This window comes from Kitasatospora sp. NPDC058184, from assembly GCF_042883725.1.
Classification (GTDB): Bacteria; Actinomycetota; Actinomycetes; order Streptomycetales; family Streptomycetaceae; genus Kitasatospora.
On the sequence record NZ_JBHVVE010000027.1, the window covers coordinates 1 to 15,418 of the forward strand.

The window sequence follows — 15,418 nt, forward strand, 5'->3', positions numbered from 1 at the left end:
CTACCTCGCAGGCCTCCACCTCCGCGCCTCAATGATCTGGATAGACGACCTCGTGCGACCACCCAACTGATCACAACATCACACAGGCCCTAGTAGTGCTTTGTTAGGTCGGGGCTGGTCTTGGTCTGGGCAGTGGTCGTTGGCAGGTCGGGCATGTGCCGTTCCAGGTGGCCAGGAGGTGTTGGAGGGCTCTGACCACCTGGTAGAGGGTCATGCCCGAGCAGGCACTTTTGGGCGGCTCCGGGTGAGGGTGACGAAGAGGTGGGCGGCGGTGACGAGGGTGACGTGGCGGTGCCAGCCGGTCCAGGAACGTCCCTCGAAGTGGTCGAGTCCCAGGGCGGTCTTCAGCTCGCGGTAGTCGTGCTCGATCCGCCAGCGGATCTTGGCCAGGCCCACCAGGTCCTCGACGGGTGTGTCGGTGGGCAGGCTGGAAACCCGGTAGTGGGACGGCTCCGGCAGGTGGGCGGGCCACTGGGCCGGCAGCCGGCACGCGGGAACGGTGCCGTCCTTCTCGATCCGGGGCCGGTGTCCGGCCAGCCGGACCCGTAGAACGATGAAGCCGCTGGTCAGGTGGTCGCGGGGGCCGTGTCGCCAGGTGATCGTGCGGGCCGCCGCTCGGCCGGCGGCCCGCACGTGCCCGGCCGGCGGGACAGGTCGGGTGCGGTAGCGGGGCTTGGGGCGGGGGTCGAGTCCGCCGTAGGGCGGCCGGCGGGGGACCGCGTCCGGCGGGTGGGCGGTTGCCAGGCCCTTGACCCGCACGATCCAGTGCAGGCCCCGCTCGTCGAGGGCGTTGCGGAAGTGGGCGTTGTCACCGTGGCCGGCATCGGCGACCACGACCGGCGGGGTGAGGTGCCGGGCGGCGAGCTCGTCGAGCATCTCCACCGCCAGGCGCCACTTCGGCCGGTGGCCCTCATCCGCCGGGATGCGGCAGTGGGCCCGCCGCCGCCTGGTGCGGGCGGCGGCGGCCTCATCCGCAGCATGTTCCGGGTCCCGGGCAGCGGGCAGGAACAGGCGCCGGTCGAGCGGACAGGACGCCGTGTCGGTGACCGCGTGGACACTCACCCCGATCTGGCAGTTGCCGATCTTGCCGAGTGTTCCGGAGTACTGGCGGGCGACCCCGGGCGAGGCCGTGCCGTCCTTCGGGAACCCGGTGTCGTCGATCACCCAGGCGGCCGGTGCCAGCGCCTGCACGGCCCGCCGGGCGATCCGGGCGCGGACCTCCTCGACCGGCCAGGTCGAGGAGGAGATGAACTGCTGCAAGCGCTGGTGGTCGACGCCCAGGCGCTCGGCCATCGGCTGCATCGACTTGCGCCGCCCGTCCAGCAACAGGCCACGCAGGTAGCTCAGGCCCTTGTCCTGCTGATCGGAACGTCGCGGCGGACCGAACACGTCCGCTGCGAACGTCTCCAACTCATCACGTAACACTGCCAGTTCGTCCGGAGTCACACCGACAGCGAACCGCCGAACAGCCGACATGCCCAGACCCCGCGCAGCACGTAACAAAGCACGACTAGGCAGTGTCCTGCCGATCAGGTGAGTCGTTGAGCGAGCGAAGGGCGACTGCTCTCTGCGAGGCTTGACTCTCGTCCACGCTCGGGCCGTGCTGACCCATCTCCGGCCCCGGAAAGCATCTTGGGCCGTCGGGCGCCGTGAAGGTGGCCATGTCGTCGGACACGGTCGTGTCCGGCGGGCCGGATGTCGTGCACGAGGCCGATGCCCTGCCCCATCAGCCAGGGCATCTCCTCCCAGTCGGCCTCGGTGGCGGGCGCGGGCGGTAGCACGTTGAACGTGCGCAGCACGGTCTCTTGTCCCTGGAAGACTGTGGTACCGACCTGTTCGAGTCCGCCACGGACGGTCGGCACCTCGGCCAGTCGGTCGTTCCACTCGGACACCACACGGTCGCGCTGCACCCGCATCGGATTGAACTCCGGCTACTCAGGGCCGAAGATCCCGGTGCGTACGGTGTCCTCGCCCAGCGCCGCGACCAGGCGGCGGTGGTGCTCGGGATGGACCTGCGCTTCGCGCGAGGCGACCAGGCGGGTACCCACCCACACGCCGTCGGCGCCCAGGCACAGGGCCGCGGCGACCTGACGCCCGTCGGTGATTCCGCCCGCGGCGAGGACCAGGGCGCGATCTCCCACGGCGTCCACGACGGCGGGCACACCGACGATGGTGGGCAGACCGCCATAGGTGTGCCCGCCAGCCTCCCAGCCCTGGGCGACCACGACCTCCACGCCGTCGTCGACGGCACGTTCAGCCGCGTCGGCGGAGCCGACCTGGGGTGTGGAGTTGCGCCAGTTGCGGTACTTCGTCGCGGTGGTCGGCGGGGGTGTCCGGCCGCCGGCCGGTGAACCTGTCAATCGGCCGCCGGGGTGATCTCGTACATCCCGGGGCCGTCCAGGTAGCGCACCGTGTTGAGGTCGCGCTGCAGAACGGCGTCCATCGGGTGGCTGAGCGTCAGGGTGACCGGATACTCGCGGTCGTAGGTGGTTGAGGTGATGGCGTCACCGGGCTTCACCAGCTCGGTGAGGGAGTGGAAGCTCGCCAGTTGCTCGAGCTGGTCGAGCGCGCGGTAGCCCCGCAGCCGGCCCGTGGCCGGAGCGACCAGTGCCGCCCAGGCGAACGCGTGCTGCCGCTGGTAGGGCCGGCCCGCCCGGGCCCGGAACCGCTCGGGCCGGACGTAGGCGTCGACGGTCCACTCCAGCTGGCCCTCGCCCAGGACCTCGGCCGTGTAGTAGGGCAGCCCCGAGACACGGGCACCCACCTCGACCAGTCGCGGGCCGTCCGGGGTCAGCTTGATCTCCAGGTGTGCCGCGCCGTACCGGATGCCGAGGGCGTCCAGCACCCGGCGGCCGTAGCCGAAGAGCTCGCCGACCGGCTGTTCGTCGCAGCGCAGCAGCACCTGCGCGGTCACCAGGTCCCGGACCCCGTTGGCCTGGATCCGCTCGGTGCGCCAGGCGTCGGTCAGCTGGTGCACACCAGCGCAACTGACCGTGTTCACGATGTACTCGGCGCCCACCAGGTACTCCTGGGCGACGACCTCGGTGATCGGCTCGCCCAGCACCACGCGGCGGTCGCGGAGCGCGCGCAGCGCGGCGACCGAGTCCTGCGGAGCGTCGCAGAACGACACGCCGTCGCCCCAGTAGCCGCGCAGGGGTTTGACGACCACGGTCCCGCCCAGTTCCTCGTGCCAGGCCAGCAGTTCGGCCTCGTCACCGGTTCGCAGCTGCCGCATGCCGGGGACGCCCTGAGCCTTGATCGTTTCGATCTGCACGTACTTGTCGCGCCGCGCGCTGCTCAGGGCGGTGCCGTTGGAGGCCAGCCCCAGCCGTTCGGAGAGGGCGTCGGCGAGCTCCACCCCGGTCTCGCGACCGGCCAGGACCGCGACCGGCCCCAGCGCGGCGAGTTGTGCGGTCAGGACGTCCAACTCGCCGTCGTGGACGAGCACATGACCGAAGGCCCGGTCGTCCACCGGATCGAGTCCGACCGGAGGGGCGGGAGTGCTCCGGACCTGGATCACCTCGCCGCCCAGTGCGCCGAAGGCGCCGGTGAACCCGGAGGACGTGCCGAACGCGTCGACGACCGCGACACGGAATGCTGACATCGGTTGCCTGCCTACTGGTTGGCCGGAGCGGAGCCGGGGTGGATGAGATCGGCGCGAAGCGCGAGGAGCCGGTACACCGCGTTGGTGAGCACGTGCCGGACGCTGAACCCCGACGTGCCGGGGTCCCGGCCGTCCAGGATGTCGTGTTCGCCGCCCTGCTCGTGGATACCGCGACGGGTCAGCCCGGTCCGCTCCCGGAACGCCTCGGGGAGCGCGTGCCGGGTGACGCCCAGGTGCGCCATCCGGAAGTCCACGAACTTGTCGATCACCCTGACCAGCCGGGCGCGCCCCGCGTGGTCGAGCACCAGCCGTCCCTCCCGCAGCCGCTGGGACACGTTCGCCCCGCGGATGGAATCGCCGCGCCACCGCGCGATGGCGGGCCGCGACCACGAGGGGAAGTAGGACATCGACTGGTCCAGGAAGACGCCGTACTCCTTCGACGGCGGCAGCAGGGCCAGTTCGAGGAGGTGGACACTGGGCATGAACGCACCGCTCGCGCCGCGCGGGCCGCCGGGATGCCCCATGTGGTAGGGGCGGAACCGGTTGAACGCCTGCTGGGACAGCTTGCGGTACCTGGCCATGTACCGGGTGAACTCCGCGAGGTGCTCGACGACGTCGTCCAGGACCGCGGCCGGTCGGGCGGCGGCCGTCGGCAGGACCAGCGAGCGCAGGCCGTAGGCGGCCGACTTGGCCCATGGTTCGGAGAGGTGGTGGCCGAGGTAGAAGTCCCGTTCGTGAGGGGCGTCCCGTCCCGCGGAGAACACCCGGATGTCCCCGCTGCGCCGGTGTTCCTCGCAGTTGACGTCGATCAGGAGCTCATAGCTCAGATGGGGATCCAGGGCGGGGAACCTGCCGCACTGGGCGGATATCAGCTCGGCCAGGGCGCGGGGTGCGGCCTGCGGCCCCGCGGGCGCGTAGCCGCTGAGCAGGAAGAGCAGATCGAGCTGGAGGAGACGCGCGGTCCGCTCGTCGTCCTCGGAGAGGCACTGCGGAGTGACGTTCCGGAGCATTTGCTCCTGGGAATCGGCAAGTTGATGGTACGTCAGGCGCCCTGCCGAAAGGTCGCCGAGGGCGGCGGGAAGGCTGCCCAGGACGTAGTCGCGCAGCGGTGAGCCCGAGCGATCGGGGGCGGGAGAGGTGTGCTGCCGGGGGTGTGCGGCACCGTCGAAGAGCTGGCTGCTGTTCACGTCTTCTCCTTGCCGGCCGCCGCGACGGGCCGTGACGGCGCTGGGGTTGGTGTTGCCCGCGGGTCCAAGCGTGCTTCACCGCCACGCGTCGGCACATCGGTCATCTGACGGCGGGGGCCGACCGGTTGACCGCGTCGGCCACGTCGGGCGGTGAGCCGAGACCGGGGTGAGCGGTCCTGGTCCGGGCTGGACGAGGAGTCCAGGGCAGAGCGGACGCACCGTCAAATGACCGATGTGGAACAGAAGTACCGAGCCGATGATGGAGAGCACACGCCCGCCCCGAAGGCGGCGCCCCGTCTGTGCCTCCCGTCATCAGCAGCCCGCTGTCCGACAGCGCCGGAGCGGTCGCCGGCAGTGGCCGGGTGTTCCGGGCGCAGAACCGGGCCCGGTCCCTCCGGCGGCACCATCACACACACGGAAAGGTGATTCACATGCTCACACCCAGGGCCGTGCTCCGCGGCTCGGCCGCCACGGCGATGGTCGTCGCCGCCCTGACCGGCCTCGGTGCCGGAACGGCACACGCCGCCGGCTGGCCTCCGTTGCAGCCGGGCGCCCGCCTCTACTCGGGCGCCGGCGGGAGCGGCGCGGTGACCGCGGTCGACCTCGACGACTTCGGCACGTGCCACACGCTGGCGGCACCCGCCCGATCGGTCCAGGTCGCCTCCGGCTCCGCGTCCGTGGTGCTGTACTCCGGCGCGGGCTGCTCCGGCGCCACCCCGTGGGCCACCGGCTCGCTGGCCCAGTTCAACCTGCCGTGGCCGGTGCTGAGCTACCGGGTGGTCCCGGCCTGACGCCACCCGGACCAGGGCGGTACGGCCCTCGGCGACCTCTCCGCACGGAGGCCTCGATGCCCCGGTCACGAGGGGGGCCGGGTGGGCCGGTGACGCCCGACGGCGGGCGGAACACCTCACATCCCGTTCCGACACGAGGAGTCCACTGGAACGAGGTCGACAGGGGCGGCCACTTCGCCGCCCGGGAGCAGCCGCGGCTCCTGGCCGAAGAACTCCGCGCCGCCTTCAGGACGCTGAGGTGACACGGCGCGGTGGTGCCGGGCCCCGCACCACCGCGCGTGCCGCCGGCTGACCGCCGCGCGCCGGTCGTGACGGAACCCGTGCGACTCGGCCGGCCCCGCCCTTCGTAGGATGGGTGCAGCTCCTCCGGGAGGAACTCTCCCCGGAGGTGCCATGCCGCAGTCCGCGAACCACCAGCTCATCGGGCGTACCCGGGAGGTGGAGGTGCTGGACCGTCTGCTGCGCGAGGTGGGCGACGGGCGCAGCCGGGTGCTGGTGCTGCGGGGTGAGGCGGGTGTCGGCAAGTCGGCGCTGCTCGACCATCTGGCCGGGCAGGCGGGGCAGTGGCAGGTGGTACGCGCGACCGGTGTCGAGGCCGAGGCCGAGTTCGCCTATGCGGCCCTGCAACGGCTGTGCGCCCCGCTGTTGTCGCACCTCGGCCGGCTGCCGGAGGTGCAGCAGGACGCGCTGCGGGTCGCGTTCGGCCTGAGCACGGGAAACCCGCCCGAGATGCTGCTGGTGGGGCTCGCGGTCCTCGGGCTCCTCGCCGAGGCGGCGGCCCGGTCCGCGCTGGTGTGCCTGGTCGACGACGCGCAGTGGCTGGACCTGATGTCCCGGCGAATCCTGGCGTTCGTCGGGCGCCGGCTGGACGCGGAATCGGTGGCGCTGGTGTTCGCCGAGCGGATCACCGACGGGAATTCGGACGACGAGGGCCTTTCCGGTCTGCCGGACCTTCCGCTGGGCGGGCTGGCCGATGCCGACGCCCGGGCGCTGCTGGACGGCGTGCTGCCGGGGCCGGTCGACGCCCGGGTACGGGACCGGATCGTGGCCGAGACCGGCGGGAATCCGCTCGCCCTGCTGGAGCTGCCCCGGGGCCTGTCGCCGGCGGAGTTGGCGTTCGGCTTCGGCGGGCCCGGCGCCGGCCCGCTGGCGACCCGGCTCGAGGACGGCTTCCGCCGGCGCGTCGACGCCCTGCCGGCCGACACCCGCGCCCTGCTGCTGGTCGCGGCGGTCGAACCGGTCGGCGACGGGCCGCTGTTGTGGCACGCCCTGCGTCTGCTGGGCATCGGGCCGGAGGCCGTGGCGCCGGCCGAGGCCGCGGACCTGATCACCCTGGGAGCCGCCGTGCGGTTCCGGCACCCGCTGGTGCGTTCGGCGGTGTGGCGCGGCGCGGATGCCGCGGCGCTGCACGCGGCGCACGCGGCCCTGGCCGAGGCCACCGACGCCGAGCGCGACCCCGACCGGCGGGCCTGGCACCGGGCCCACGCCGCGGTCGGGCCGGACGAACAGGTGGCGGCCGCACTGGAGAGCTCCGCCGACCGGGCCCTGGCACGCGGCGGCCGGGCGGCCGCCGCCTCCTTCCTGGAACGTGCCGCCGCGCTCACCCCTTGCCCGGAGGCGCGGGCGCGGCGCGCACTGGCGGCCGCGGCGGCCCATGTCGCCGCGGGCGTGCCGGCCCGGGTGCCCGACCTGCTCGCCGCCGCGGAGCTGGGGCCGCTGGACCGGCTGCAGCAGGCCCATGCCGACCGGCTGCGGGCCAAGGCGTCGTCCATGACCGACTCGGGGAGGGGCGCGGTGCAGCCGCTGCTCGACGCGGCGGGTCGGCTCAGGGACCTCGACCCGGCCCTCGCGCGGGAGACCTGCCTCGCGGCGTACGACGCGGCCATCTGGGTCGGCCGGTACGACGAAGGCGCACTGTGCCGGGTCGCCGAGGCCGCTCGGGACCTGCCGCCCGGCGACGAGCCGGCGGGAGTCTTCCTCAGGGCCCTGGTCGCCCGGAGCGTGGACGGGCCGGCTGCCGTCTTCCCGCAGCTGGCACGGGCGCTGCGCTCCCTCACCGACGAGGAGGACCCGTCCGTCCTGTGGGCGGCCGCGAACGCCGCCGCGGAGCTGGGCGATCTCCAGGGCTGGCTGGACATCGGCGGCCGGGCGGTCCGCTTCGCACGCCGGACGGGAACCCTGTCGCTCCTCTCGACGGCGCTGCCCTACCAGGCGTCCGCGCTGGGCTTCGCGGGGCGTTTCTCCCCGGCGGGCGACCTGCTGGCCGAGGCCGCGGCCCTGGACAAGGTCACCGGCTCGGTGGCGCGCACGGCCACGGCGGCCTTGATCAGCGCGTACCAGGGACGGGAACGACCGGCCCTGGAAGCGATCGAGGCGATGGAACACGAGGGCGAGCAGCGCGGCCTGGGCCGACTCGTCGGCGTAGCCGCGTGCGCGAGGGCTGTGCTCCACAACGGCCTGGGCAACTATCCGCTCGCCATGGAAGCGGCGCTCCGGGGCGGGGAGTACCAGGACCTCGTGGTGCACGTCTGGACGTGCGGCGAGCTGGTCGAGGCCGCGACCAGGGCCGGCGAGCCGGCCGTGGCGGCCGGGGCGCGCGAGCGGCTCGCCGACTGGAGCCGGGCCGGCACGCCCTGGGCCCTGGGCGCGCACGCGGTCGCCGAAGCCCTGACCGGAGCACCCGAGCAGGCCGAGGACCGCTACCGCGAGGCCGTCGACCACTTCGGCCGCGGTGGGCTCGGCGTGTTCGAGACCCGGGCCCGACTGCTGTACGGGGAGTGGCTGCGCCGCCGGAACCGGCGCGCGCAGGCCCGTACCGAGCTGCGGGCGGCGTACGAGGCGGCCGGGCGCACGGGTATGGAGGGGTTCGCCGAGCGGGCCCGGCGTGAGCTGCTCGCCACCGGTGAGACGGTTCGCAAGAGGACCGTCGGCGCGCCGGTCCTGACCCCGCAGGAGGCGCGGATCGCCCGCCTCGCGGCCGCCGGGCACCCGAACGCGGAGATCGGCGAGCACCTTTTCCTCAGCCCCCGTACGGTCGAGTGGCACCTGCGCAAGGTCTTCGCCAAGCTGGGGATCTCCTCCCGTCGAGAGATCGACGGCGCCCTGTCCGTGCGGTGACGGCCGTGCGGTGACGGCGATGCGGTGACGGCCGTGCGGTGACGGCCGTGCGGGATCAGCAGGGGTCACAGATGGTCGGCGTCCACCACGGCCTGGGCGAACGCCGTCGGCGCCTCCTGCGGCGCGTTGTGGCCGATGCCGGTGAGGACGCGGTGCTCGTAGGGGCCGGTGAAGAACTTCCGGTACCCACTGCCGTCGGTGGTGGGCAGGAACGGGTCGAGGGCGGGGTCCACGGCGATGGCCGGCACCGTGACGGGCGGTCGGGCCGCGAGTAGCCGCTCGTAGTGCTCGTAGCGGCGCTCGCCGTCGGCCAGGCCCAGACGCCAGCGGTAGTTGTGGATCACGATGGCGGCGTAGTCGGGGTTCTCGAACGCCGCCGCGGTGCGTTCGAAGGTGGCGTCGTCGAACCTCCAGGTGGGGGAGGTCTCCTCCCACACCAGTCGGCACAGGTCGTGCCGGTTCTGCCTGGTCTCCATGGCGACGCGGCCGCGGTCGGTGGCGAAGTAGTACTGGTACCACCAGGTGCGCTCGGCCTTCGGCGGCAGCGGGTTCTTCTGCGAGGGGAGGTTGACGATCAGGTAACCGCTCACCGCCACCAGGGCCTTGACCCGCTCCGGCCACAGCGCCGCGACGGTGCCGGCGGCCCGCGAGCCCCAGTCGAAGCCGGCCAGCACCGCCTCGGGGATCTTCAGGGCGTCCATCAGGGCGATGACGTCGAGGGCGATCGCGGACTGCTGCCCGGTACGGACGGTCGTCGGGGACAGGAAGGTGGTGGTGCCGTGGCCCCGCAGGTACGGCACGATCACCCGGTAGCCGGCGTCCGCCAGCAGCGGCGCCACGTCGACATAGCTGTGGATGTCGTAGGGCCAGCCGTGCAGGCAGATGACCACGGGCCCGTGCTTCGGCCCGGCCTCGGCGTAGCCGATGTCGAGCACGCCGGCCTGGACCCGCTTCAGGTCGGTGAACGTGGTGTGGGTGCCCGCGGTGACGGCCGGGATGACCGGGATGACCGGGGCCGGGCGGCCGGGCCGGTCGGAACCGGCCGCGAGGGCGGCAGGCGCGTTCGAGACCGCGCCGACCGACACGGCCGTGGCGCCCACGCCGAGACCGACCGCTTTGGTGAAGGCACGCCTGTCGATCATGTCTGATCCTTCCTGGAGACCCGCTGGTGCCTCCACTGTTCTCCGGCCGCCGGCCGGACGCATCGGTCACATGACGTCGAGACGCGGGAAGACGCCCGCGGACCCGCGAAGGGTCTGCCGGGCCGCCGGATTCAGTCATTCGACTGTGTCCGCCGGCCTGCCGCTCGGTGATCCTCGATGGAGCGCCGTGATGCCGGCGGATCGTCGTGCGTGCAATTCGGAAGGTCTGGCCGTGAAACAAACCCCCGTCGTCCTCATCCACGGTGCGTGGTTCCACATGTCCTCCTGGGAGGGCTGGGCCGAGCGGTTCACCGCGTACGGTTACGCGGTGTGCGTCCCGGGCTGGCCCGGCGAAGCCCACACCGCCGACCAGGCCCGCCGCGATCCCGGCCCGCCGCGCGACCTCGGGCTCGCCGCGCTCGCGGCCCACTACGAGCAGGTCGTGCGCGGCTTCGACGACCCGCCGGTCCTCATCGGGCACTCGGCCGGCGGCCTCATCGCCCAGCACCTCCTCGGGGCCGACCTCGGCCGCGCCGCCGTCGCCCTCGCGCCGCTGCCGGCCGGCGGTGTGCCGCCGGCCGACGGCCGGTCCCGGCCGTGGCCGCTGATGTCGGCCGGCCCGACCCGGCACCCGGGCTTCGGGCAGCTGCCGCGCGCCCGGTTCCGACACCTCGTCGTCAACACGGTCGGAGAGGGGGAGGCCGAGCAGCTCTTCGACCGGTACGCGGTCCCGGCCCCGCTCCGGCTGCTCGCGGACCTCGGACTCGACGGCACCGCCACCGGGCCGGCCGGCACCGTCGTGGACACGGCCAATACGGCGCGCGGACCGCTGCTGCTGGTCTCCGGCCAGGAGGACCGGATGGTCCCGGACGTCGTGACCCGCTCGGTCTACAAGCTCTACGGCGACTCCTCCGCCGTGACGGACCTGAAGCAGTTCGCCGATCGGGGGCACTCCCTGGTGTTCGACAGCGGCTGGCGTTCGGTCGCCGACCACGTCCTCGGCTGGCTGGCCGCCAACGGCGTCGAGGCCGTGGCCCCACAGGGGTGAGCGCGGGCATCAGACCTGCGCCGCGTCGGTCCGGCTCAACGCGTCGCGCAGTGCCGCCCGGGCCGTGATGCCCAGCTTGGGGAAGACGCGGTACAGGTGCGAGCTGACGGTACGCGGCGACAGGTGCATCCGCGCGCCGATCTCCTTGTTCGTCAGACCGCCGGCGGCCAGGTCGGCGATGCGGCGTTCCTGCCAGGTCAGCGGGGCCACGGTCAGCGTCGGGACGCGGGGCGGGGCCCCGGTGGCGCGCAGTTCGGCCCGGGCCCGTTCGGTCCAGCCGGCCGCGCCCAGCCGCTCGAACACCTCGGCCGCCGGGACCAGGTACTGCCGCGCCGGGGCCGGGCCCTGGACGTGGCGCACCCGGATGCCGTGCGCCAGCCGGATCCGGGCCAGCTCGAACGGGAAGCGGGTGGCGTCCGGCTGGGATTCGGCGCGCGTGAACATCTCGGCGGCCTCCCGCTCGTCCTCGGCGGTCATCGCCAGCGCGCCGTAGGTGATCAGCCCCAGGCGGGGCGACACCTCCGGCAGACCGGCGTCGCGGGCGGCGAGGGCGTGCGCCCGGGCCTGGTCGACGCGTCCGGTGTGCCGGGCGGCCTCGACGAGATCGAGCAGGGTGCGCGAGGCCTGGTAGGCGTAGGGCCGGAACTCACCCGGCTGGGTGATGCCGATGGCGTAGAGGTACGCGGTCTCGTAGTCGCCGGAGCTCAGCGCGGCGGTCGCGCCGGCGGCGTCGGCGACCTGGGTCAGGAACCCCAGTCCGCGCGGGCGGGCCCAGGCGTCCACCTCGGCCTGCAGGTCCCGGGCCCGCCCGACCTGTCCGCGCAGCGCCGCGAGCTGGGCCAGGTACGCGCGGCTCTGGGCGGCGAACAGCTGGTGGCCGTGCTCGGTCGCCAAGTCCAGGCCGCGTTGTCCGGTGTCCTCGGCCTCGGCCCATTCTCCGACCGTCAACTGGTCGAGCATGATCTGGTGCAGCATGACCATGCCGGTTGCCACGGCCCCGGTCTCCAGCTCGCGGTCGACGACACGCTGCAGGTGGGGGCGGTAGTGGCTCAGGAGGTCGAGGTGGTACGCGGCCGCGCCGAACTGCGTGACGTCCCAGGGTTCCAGGTCCGGCAGGGTCGCGGCGGCCTGTCGCACCGGCCCGGCGAAGCCGGCTCCGTGCCTGGTCACGTCGCTCCAGGTGCCGCTGTAGAGACGCGAGCGTCGGGTGAGGAGGCTGCCCAGGGAGGCGAGGAGTTCGTGCGTGCTCTCCCAGGCCGCGCGGTCCCCGCTGTACTGGCTGATCGTCAGGAGCAGGACCACCAGCCGGGTGAGGACCTCGTCAGGTTCGGCTTCGCCGACAGTCGACGCGACGGCCGACCCGCCGTCCCGGAGCTTCTCGATCGCGGCCGAGACCTGGCGGTGCGTGGAGCGGACGTCCCCGTCCTGGTGGAGCGCCCGGTAGGCGGCCGCCAGCACCGAGGCCGGCGACCCCGTCGAGCCGGGCGTGAGGTCTGCCTGGACCAGCCGGTGCGCCTGGCCGAGGCGGGCGGCGTGAGCGGCGACGAAGGCCGCGTCGGCCAGGCGCCGGGACCGGCCGGTGTGGGTCTCGCTGAGCTCGGCGGCCCGGGTCAGCCAGGCCACGGCCGCCAGCGCGCCGCCGCGCCGGGTCGCCGACTCGGCCGCCGCCTCCAGGATGTCGGCGACGTCCTCGTCCGGATCGACCGTTGCCGCCGCCAGGTGCGTCGCCCGGCGTTCGAGGTTCTCCCGGTGAACCTGTGCCAGCGCCAGGTGGGCGGCGCGGCGCTGGTTGGGAGTGGCCATCCGCACGACGGCGGACCGTACGAGCGGGTGCCGGAAGACGAGATCGCCGGTGACCACCTCGACGTCCAGCAGCCCCGCGGCCACCGCCGTGTCGGCGTCACGCATGCCGTAACGGGTGCCGGGGACGGTGTCGGTGCCGCTCGGGGCCCCGGCGCCGTCGAGCGCGCCCATCAGCAGCTCGGTCCGCACCCGCTCGTCGAGGGCGGCGATGCGGGTGCCGAACAGCCGTTGCAGCCGTCGGGGCAACGGCACGCCGTGCTGGCCGACCAGGTCTTCGACCGGGAGATCGCTCGACCGGCCGGCGAAGTGGGCGGGCAGCTCCAGCAGGGCCAGCGGGTTGCCCCGGGCCCGCTCCAGGACGATCCGACGGACCTGTCGGCTCAGCTCCGGGTACCGGTGGTCCAGCAGGCGGGCCGCGTCCTCGTCGGTGAGGGCGGTGACCGGCAGTTCGGGCAGTGCGGCGGTGTCGAAGCGGGACGTGATGTCGCTGCAGACCGCGACCAGCATCTTCGCCGGGCCGCCGGCCAGGCGTCGGCCCACGAAGCCGCAGACGTCGGCGCTGGAGTCGTCCAGCCACTGCGCGTCGTCGAGGACCAGCAGCAGCGGCCGCTGCGCGGCGGAGAGCGACAGCAGGCTGAGCACGGCGATGCCGAGCGCCATGACCGACGGCGGATCGCCCCGCACTCCGCTGAACACGGCGTCGAACACCGCCCGGGTCCCGTCGTCCAGCCGCGCGACGTCGGTGAGCAGCGGATGGAGGACCTGGTGCAGCCCGGCATAGGGCAGCTCGGACTCCGCCTCGACACCGGCGGCCCGGATGACGACCTGGCTCTCCCGCTCCGCCAGCGCGGCGGCGTGGCTCAACAACGAACTCTTGCCGACCCCCGTCTCCCCCCGCAGGACCAGCGCCTGGCCCGTCGCGGCCGTCACGAACGCCGCGAGCTCCGCCTGCTCGTCCTCGCGGCCCACCATCGCCGTGGTGACGCCCCATCGCTGGAACCCGGTCATGTCCCCTTGCCCCTTCCTGATTTCGTTCCCACCGCGCGGCAGCTCCCGCAGCGCCGGCGGGGTGACGCGTGCTTCGACGACGATCGCGTCCCGCACGCGGGGGTGCACCGGACCGGGCGGCATCGAGTCGAGCAACGTCCGGGCGTCGTCGCCGCGGAGCCCGTCCACCCGTGGTTCCGGCAGGCCGGCAAGGCGTCCGGCGCTGGTCGGCGTGCGGGCCCCAGGGCGGTCGTGCCGACGCCGGAAGCCCCTGCCAACAGGCCCCACCCCCGTCAGCTCCTTCGCGGCCATGGAAGCCGTGCGGCGTCCACCGACCACGATCCCGGGACCACGGGCCCGTCGAGCCAGTGTCGAACCCTGGCCAGTACCCTGGCCGGGGGCGGCCGGTGTCCGGCACGGGCACGGTGGGGCCGGCATCCTCCTGGCCCCCGGGGGCCTGCTGACGGGACGCCACGCCGACGCCCTCCACCACCCGTAGACGCCCGCCGCTCGACGGGTTTCCCTCGCGTCGACGGGCGCGGAGGAGTCCGGGGCCGACGAACACCGACCGAGCGCCCCACCCGCACAACGGAAGCAGAGACATGAGCGATCAGCACACCATCGGCTGGGACGACGCGACCTGGCTCAACCCTCCGCTGGACGCCGTCCACGACGGCTCCGGGCTGCTCGTCACCACCCGGGACCGCAGCGACTTCTGGCGCACCACCAGCTACGGCTTCGTCCGGGACGACGGGCACGCGCTGCTGACCCCCTTGCCGGACGCCAGCGCCGTCGAAGTGACCTTCGTCGCCGACTTCGACGCCCTCTACGACCAGGCCGGACTCATGGTCCGGGTGGACGAGCGGACGTGGATCAAGGCCGGCGTGGAGATGACGGACGGCGTCCCGCACCTGGGCGCCGTCGTCACCCGCGGCCAGTCCGACTGGTCCCTGGCCCCCGTGCCGGACTGGAGCGGGCGCCACATCACCGTCCGGGCCAGCCGCGTCGGCGATGCCCTGACGATCCGGGCCCGTCGCGACGACGACCCGTGGCGCATGGTCCGGCTCGCCCCGCTGGCGCCGGAGGCGGTGGCATCAGCCGGCCCCTTCTGCTGCTCCCCGCAGCGCGAGGGCCTTCAGGTACGGTTCACCGGCTTCCGTCAGGGGCCCGCCGACGCGTCGCTCCACGACCCGGCCGCGGCGTAGGCCGAGCGTGCCCCGGCCCCCGCACCTTCCCTGAACCAGGAACCATATTTGCGGAAACGGCAAGTCTGTTTGCCGCCTCCGCGATTGCGGGCGCACCCTCGGAGCTGAGGTTCGAGCGCCGCCCCGGTCCCGGTCCGGTCCCGCCGGGAGCGGCGCTCGTGCGCGAACGCACCGGAAGAGGAGAGCCCCACCATGGCCGCAAAGTCCACCCGCTTCGTGGAGAGTGTCACCGAACAGACCTTCCCCGCCCGCGTGTTGAAGGCGGAGCGCCCCGTCCTGGTCCAGTTCTGGGCCGCGTGGTGCGGGCCGTGCATCAGGGTCACTCCCATCGTCGAGGCGTTGGCCGCCGAGCACGCGGGCGTCCTGGACGTCGTCAAGATCAACGTCGACGAGGAGCCCGGACTGGCGGAGCGGCACGGGGTCACGTCGATCCCCGCCTTCGTGGTCTACGCCGACGGCGCCGTCTCGACGGCGTGGACGGGTGCCGCGCCGAAGCCGGTCCTGGAGCGCCAGCTCGCCCCCTTCCTCCGCTGA

11 protein-coding genes are annotated in these 15,418 nt (G+C 73.5%); 5 read left to right on the plus strand and 6 right to left on the minus strand.

The genetic code is table 11. The features are described 5' to 3' along the window. Positions 1-210: 210 nt before the first annotated feature. From ACFVXH_RS34930 to ACFVXH_RS34945, 4 genes are all read right to left on the minus strand, one after another. Positions 211-1,446, minus strand: coding sequence for an IS701 family transposase (locus ACFVXH_RS34930; protein ID WP_387829922.1), 1,236 nt, complete (start codon positions 1,444-1,446; stop codon positions 211-213). A 485-nt stretch (positions 1,447-1,931) separates the two neighbouring features. Next, positions 1,932-2,360, minus strand: coding sequence for a nitronate monooxygenase (locus tag ACFVXH_RS34935; RefSeq protein WP_387829926.1), 429 nt, complete (start codon positions 2,358-2,360; stop codon positions 1,932-1,934). After that, positions 2,357-3,604: an ATP-grasp domain-containing protein gene (locus tag ACFVXH_RS34940; RefSeq protein WP_387829928.1), complete on the minus strand. Its 1,248-nt coding sequence runs from the start codon at positions 3,602-3,604 to the stop codon at positions 2,357-2,359. The genes ACFVXH_RS34935 and ACFVXH_RS34940 overlap by 4 nt, the downstream gene beginning before the upstream one ends. Before the next feature lie 11 nt (positions 3,605-3,615). Next, positions 3,616-4,791 carry a hypothetical protein gene (locus ACFVXH_RS34945; protein WP_387829930.1) on the minus strand — a complete coding sequence of 392 codons (1,176 nt, stop codon included), beginning with the start codon at positions 4,789-4,791 and terminating at the stop codon, positions 3,616-3,618. Positions 4,792-5,222: 431 nt separating this feature from the next. Between ACFVXH_RS34945 and ACFVXH_RS34950 the strand changes: the two genes are divergently transcribed. Both ACFVXH_RS34950 and ACFVXH_RS34955 read left to right on the plus strand, forming a co-directional pair. Next, entirely contained in the window at positions 5,223-5,582 is a 360-nt protein-coding gene (locus ACFVXH_RS34950; protein ID WP_387829933.1) for a hypothetical protein, read from the plus strand. Between the two features lie 393 nt (positions 5,583-5,975). Continuing rightward, positions 5,976-8,699, plus strand: coding sequence for an AAA family ATPase (locus tag ACFVXH_RS34955; protein WP_387829935.1), 2,724 nt, complete (start codon positions 5,976-5,978; stop codon positions 8,697-8,699). Between the two features lie 65 nt (positions 8,700-8,764). Here ACFVXH_RS34955 and ACFVXH_RS34960 read toward each other — a convergent pair whose 3' ends face one another. Continuing rightward, on the minus strand, positions 8,765-9,841 hold the full coding sequence (locus tag ACFVXH_RS34960; RefSeq protein WP_387829938.1) for an alpha/beta fold hydrolase: 1,077 nt from the start codon (positions 9,839-9,841) through the stop codon (positions 8,765-8,767). A 232-nt stretch (positions 9,842-10,073) separates the two neighbouring features. Between ACFVXH_RS34960 and ACFVXH_RS34965 the strand changes: the two genes are divergently transcribed. Next, positions 10,074-10,889: an alpha/beta hydrolase gene (locus ACFVXH_RS34965; RefSeq protein WP_387829940.1), complete on the plus strand. Its 816-nt coding sequence runs from the start codon at positions 10,074-10,076 to the stop codon at positions 10,887-10,889. 9 nt (positions 10,890-10,898) lie between these two features. On the opposite strand, the gene ACFVXH_RS34970 is transcribed toward ACFVXH_RS34965, so the two are convergent. Next, complete coding sequence (locus tag ACFVXH_RS34970) at positions 10,899-13,664, minus strand: AAA family ATPase (RefSeq protein ID WP_049650715.1); 2,766 nt, start codon at positions 13,662-13,664, stop codon at positions 10,899-10,901. A 617-nt stretch (positions 13,665-14,281) separates the two neighbouring features. Here ACFVXH_RS34970 and ACFVXH_RS34975 point away from each other — a divergent pair. Continuing rightward, on the plus strand, positions 14,282-14,884 hold the full coding sequence (locus ACFVXH_RS34975) for a DUF1349 domain-containing protein (protein ID WP_387829942.1): 603 nt from the start codon (positions 14,282-14,284) through the stop codon (positions 14,882-14,884). Between the two features lie 192 nt (positions 14,885-15,076). Further along, positions 15,077-15,418 (plus strand): thioredoxin family protein, encoded by a 342-nt coding sequence (locus ACFVXH_RS34980; protein WP_387829945.1) that lies wholly within the window; start codon positions 15,077-15,079, stop codon positions 15,416-15,418.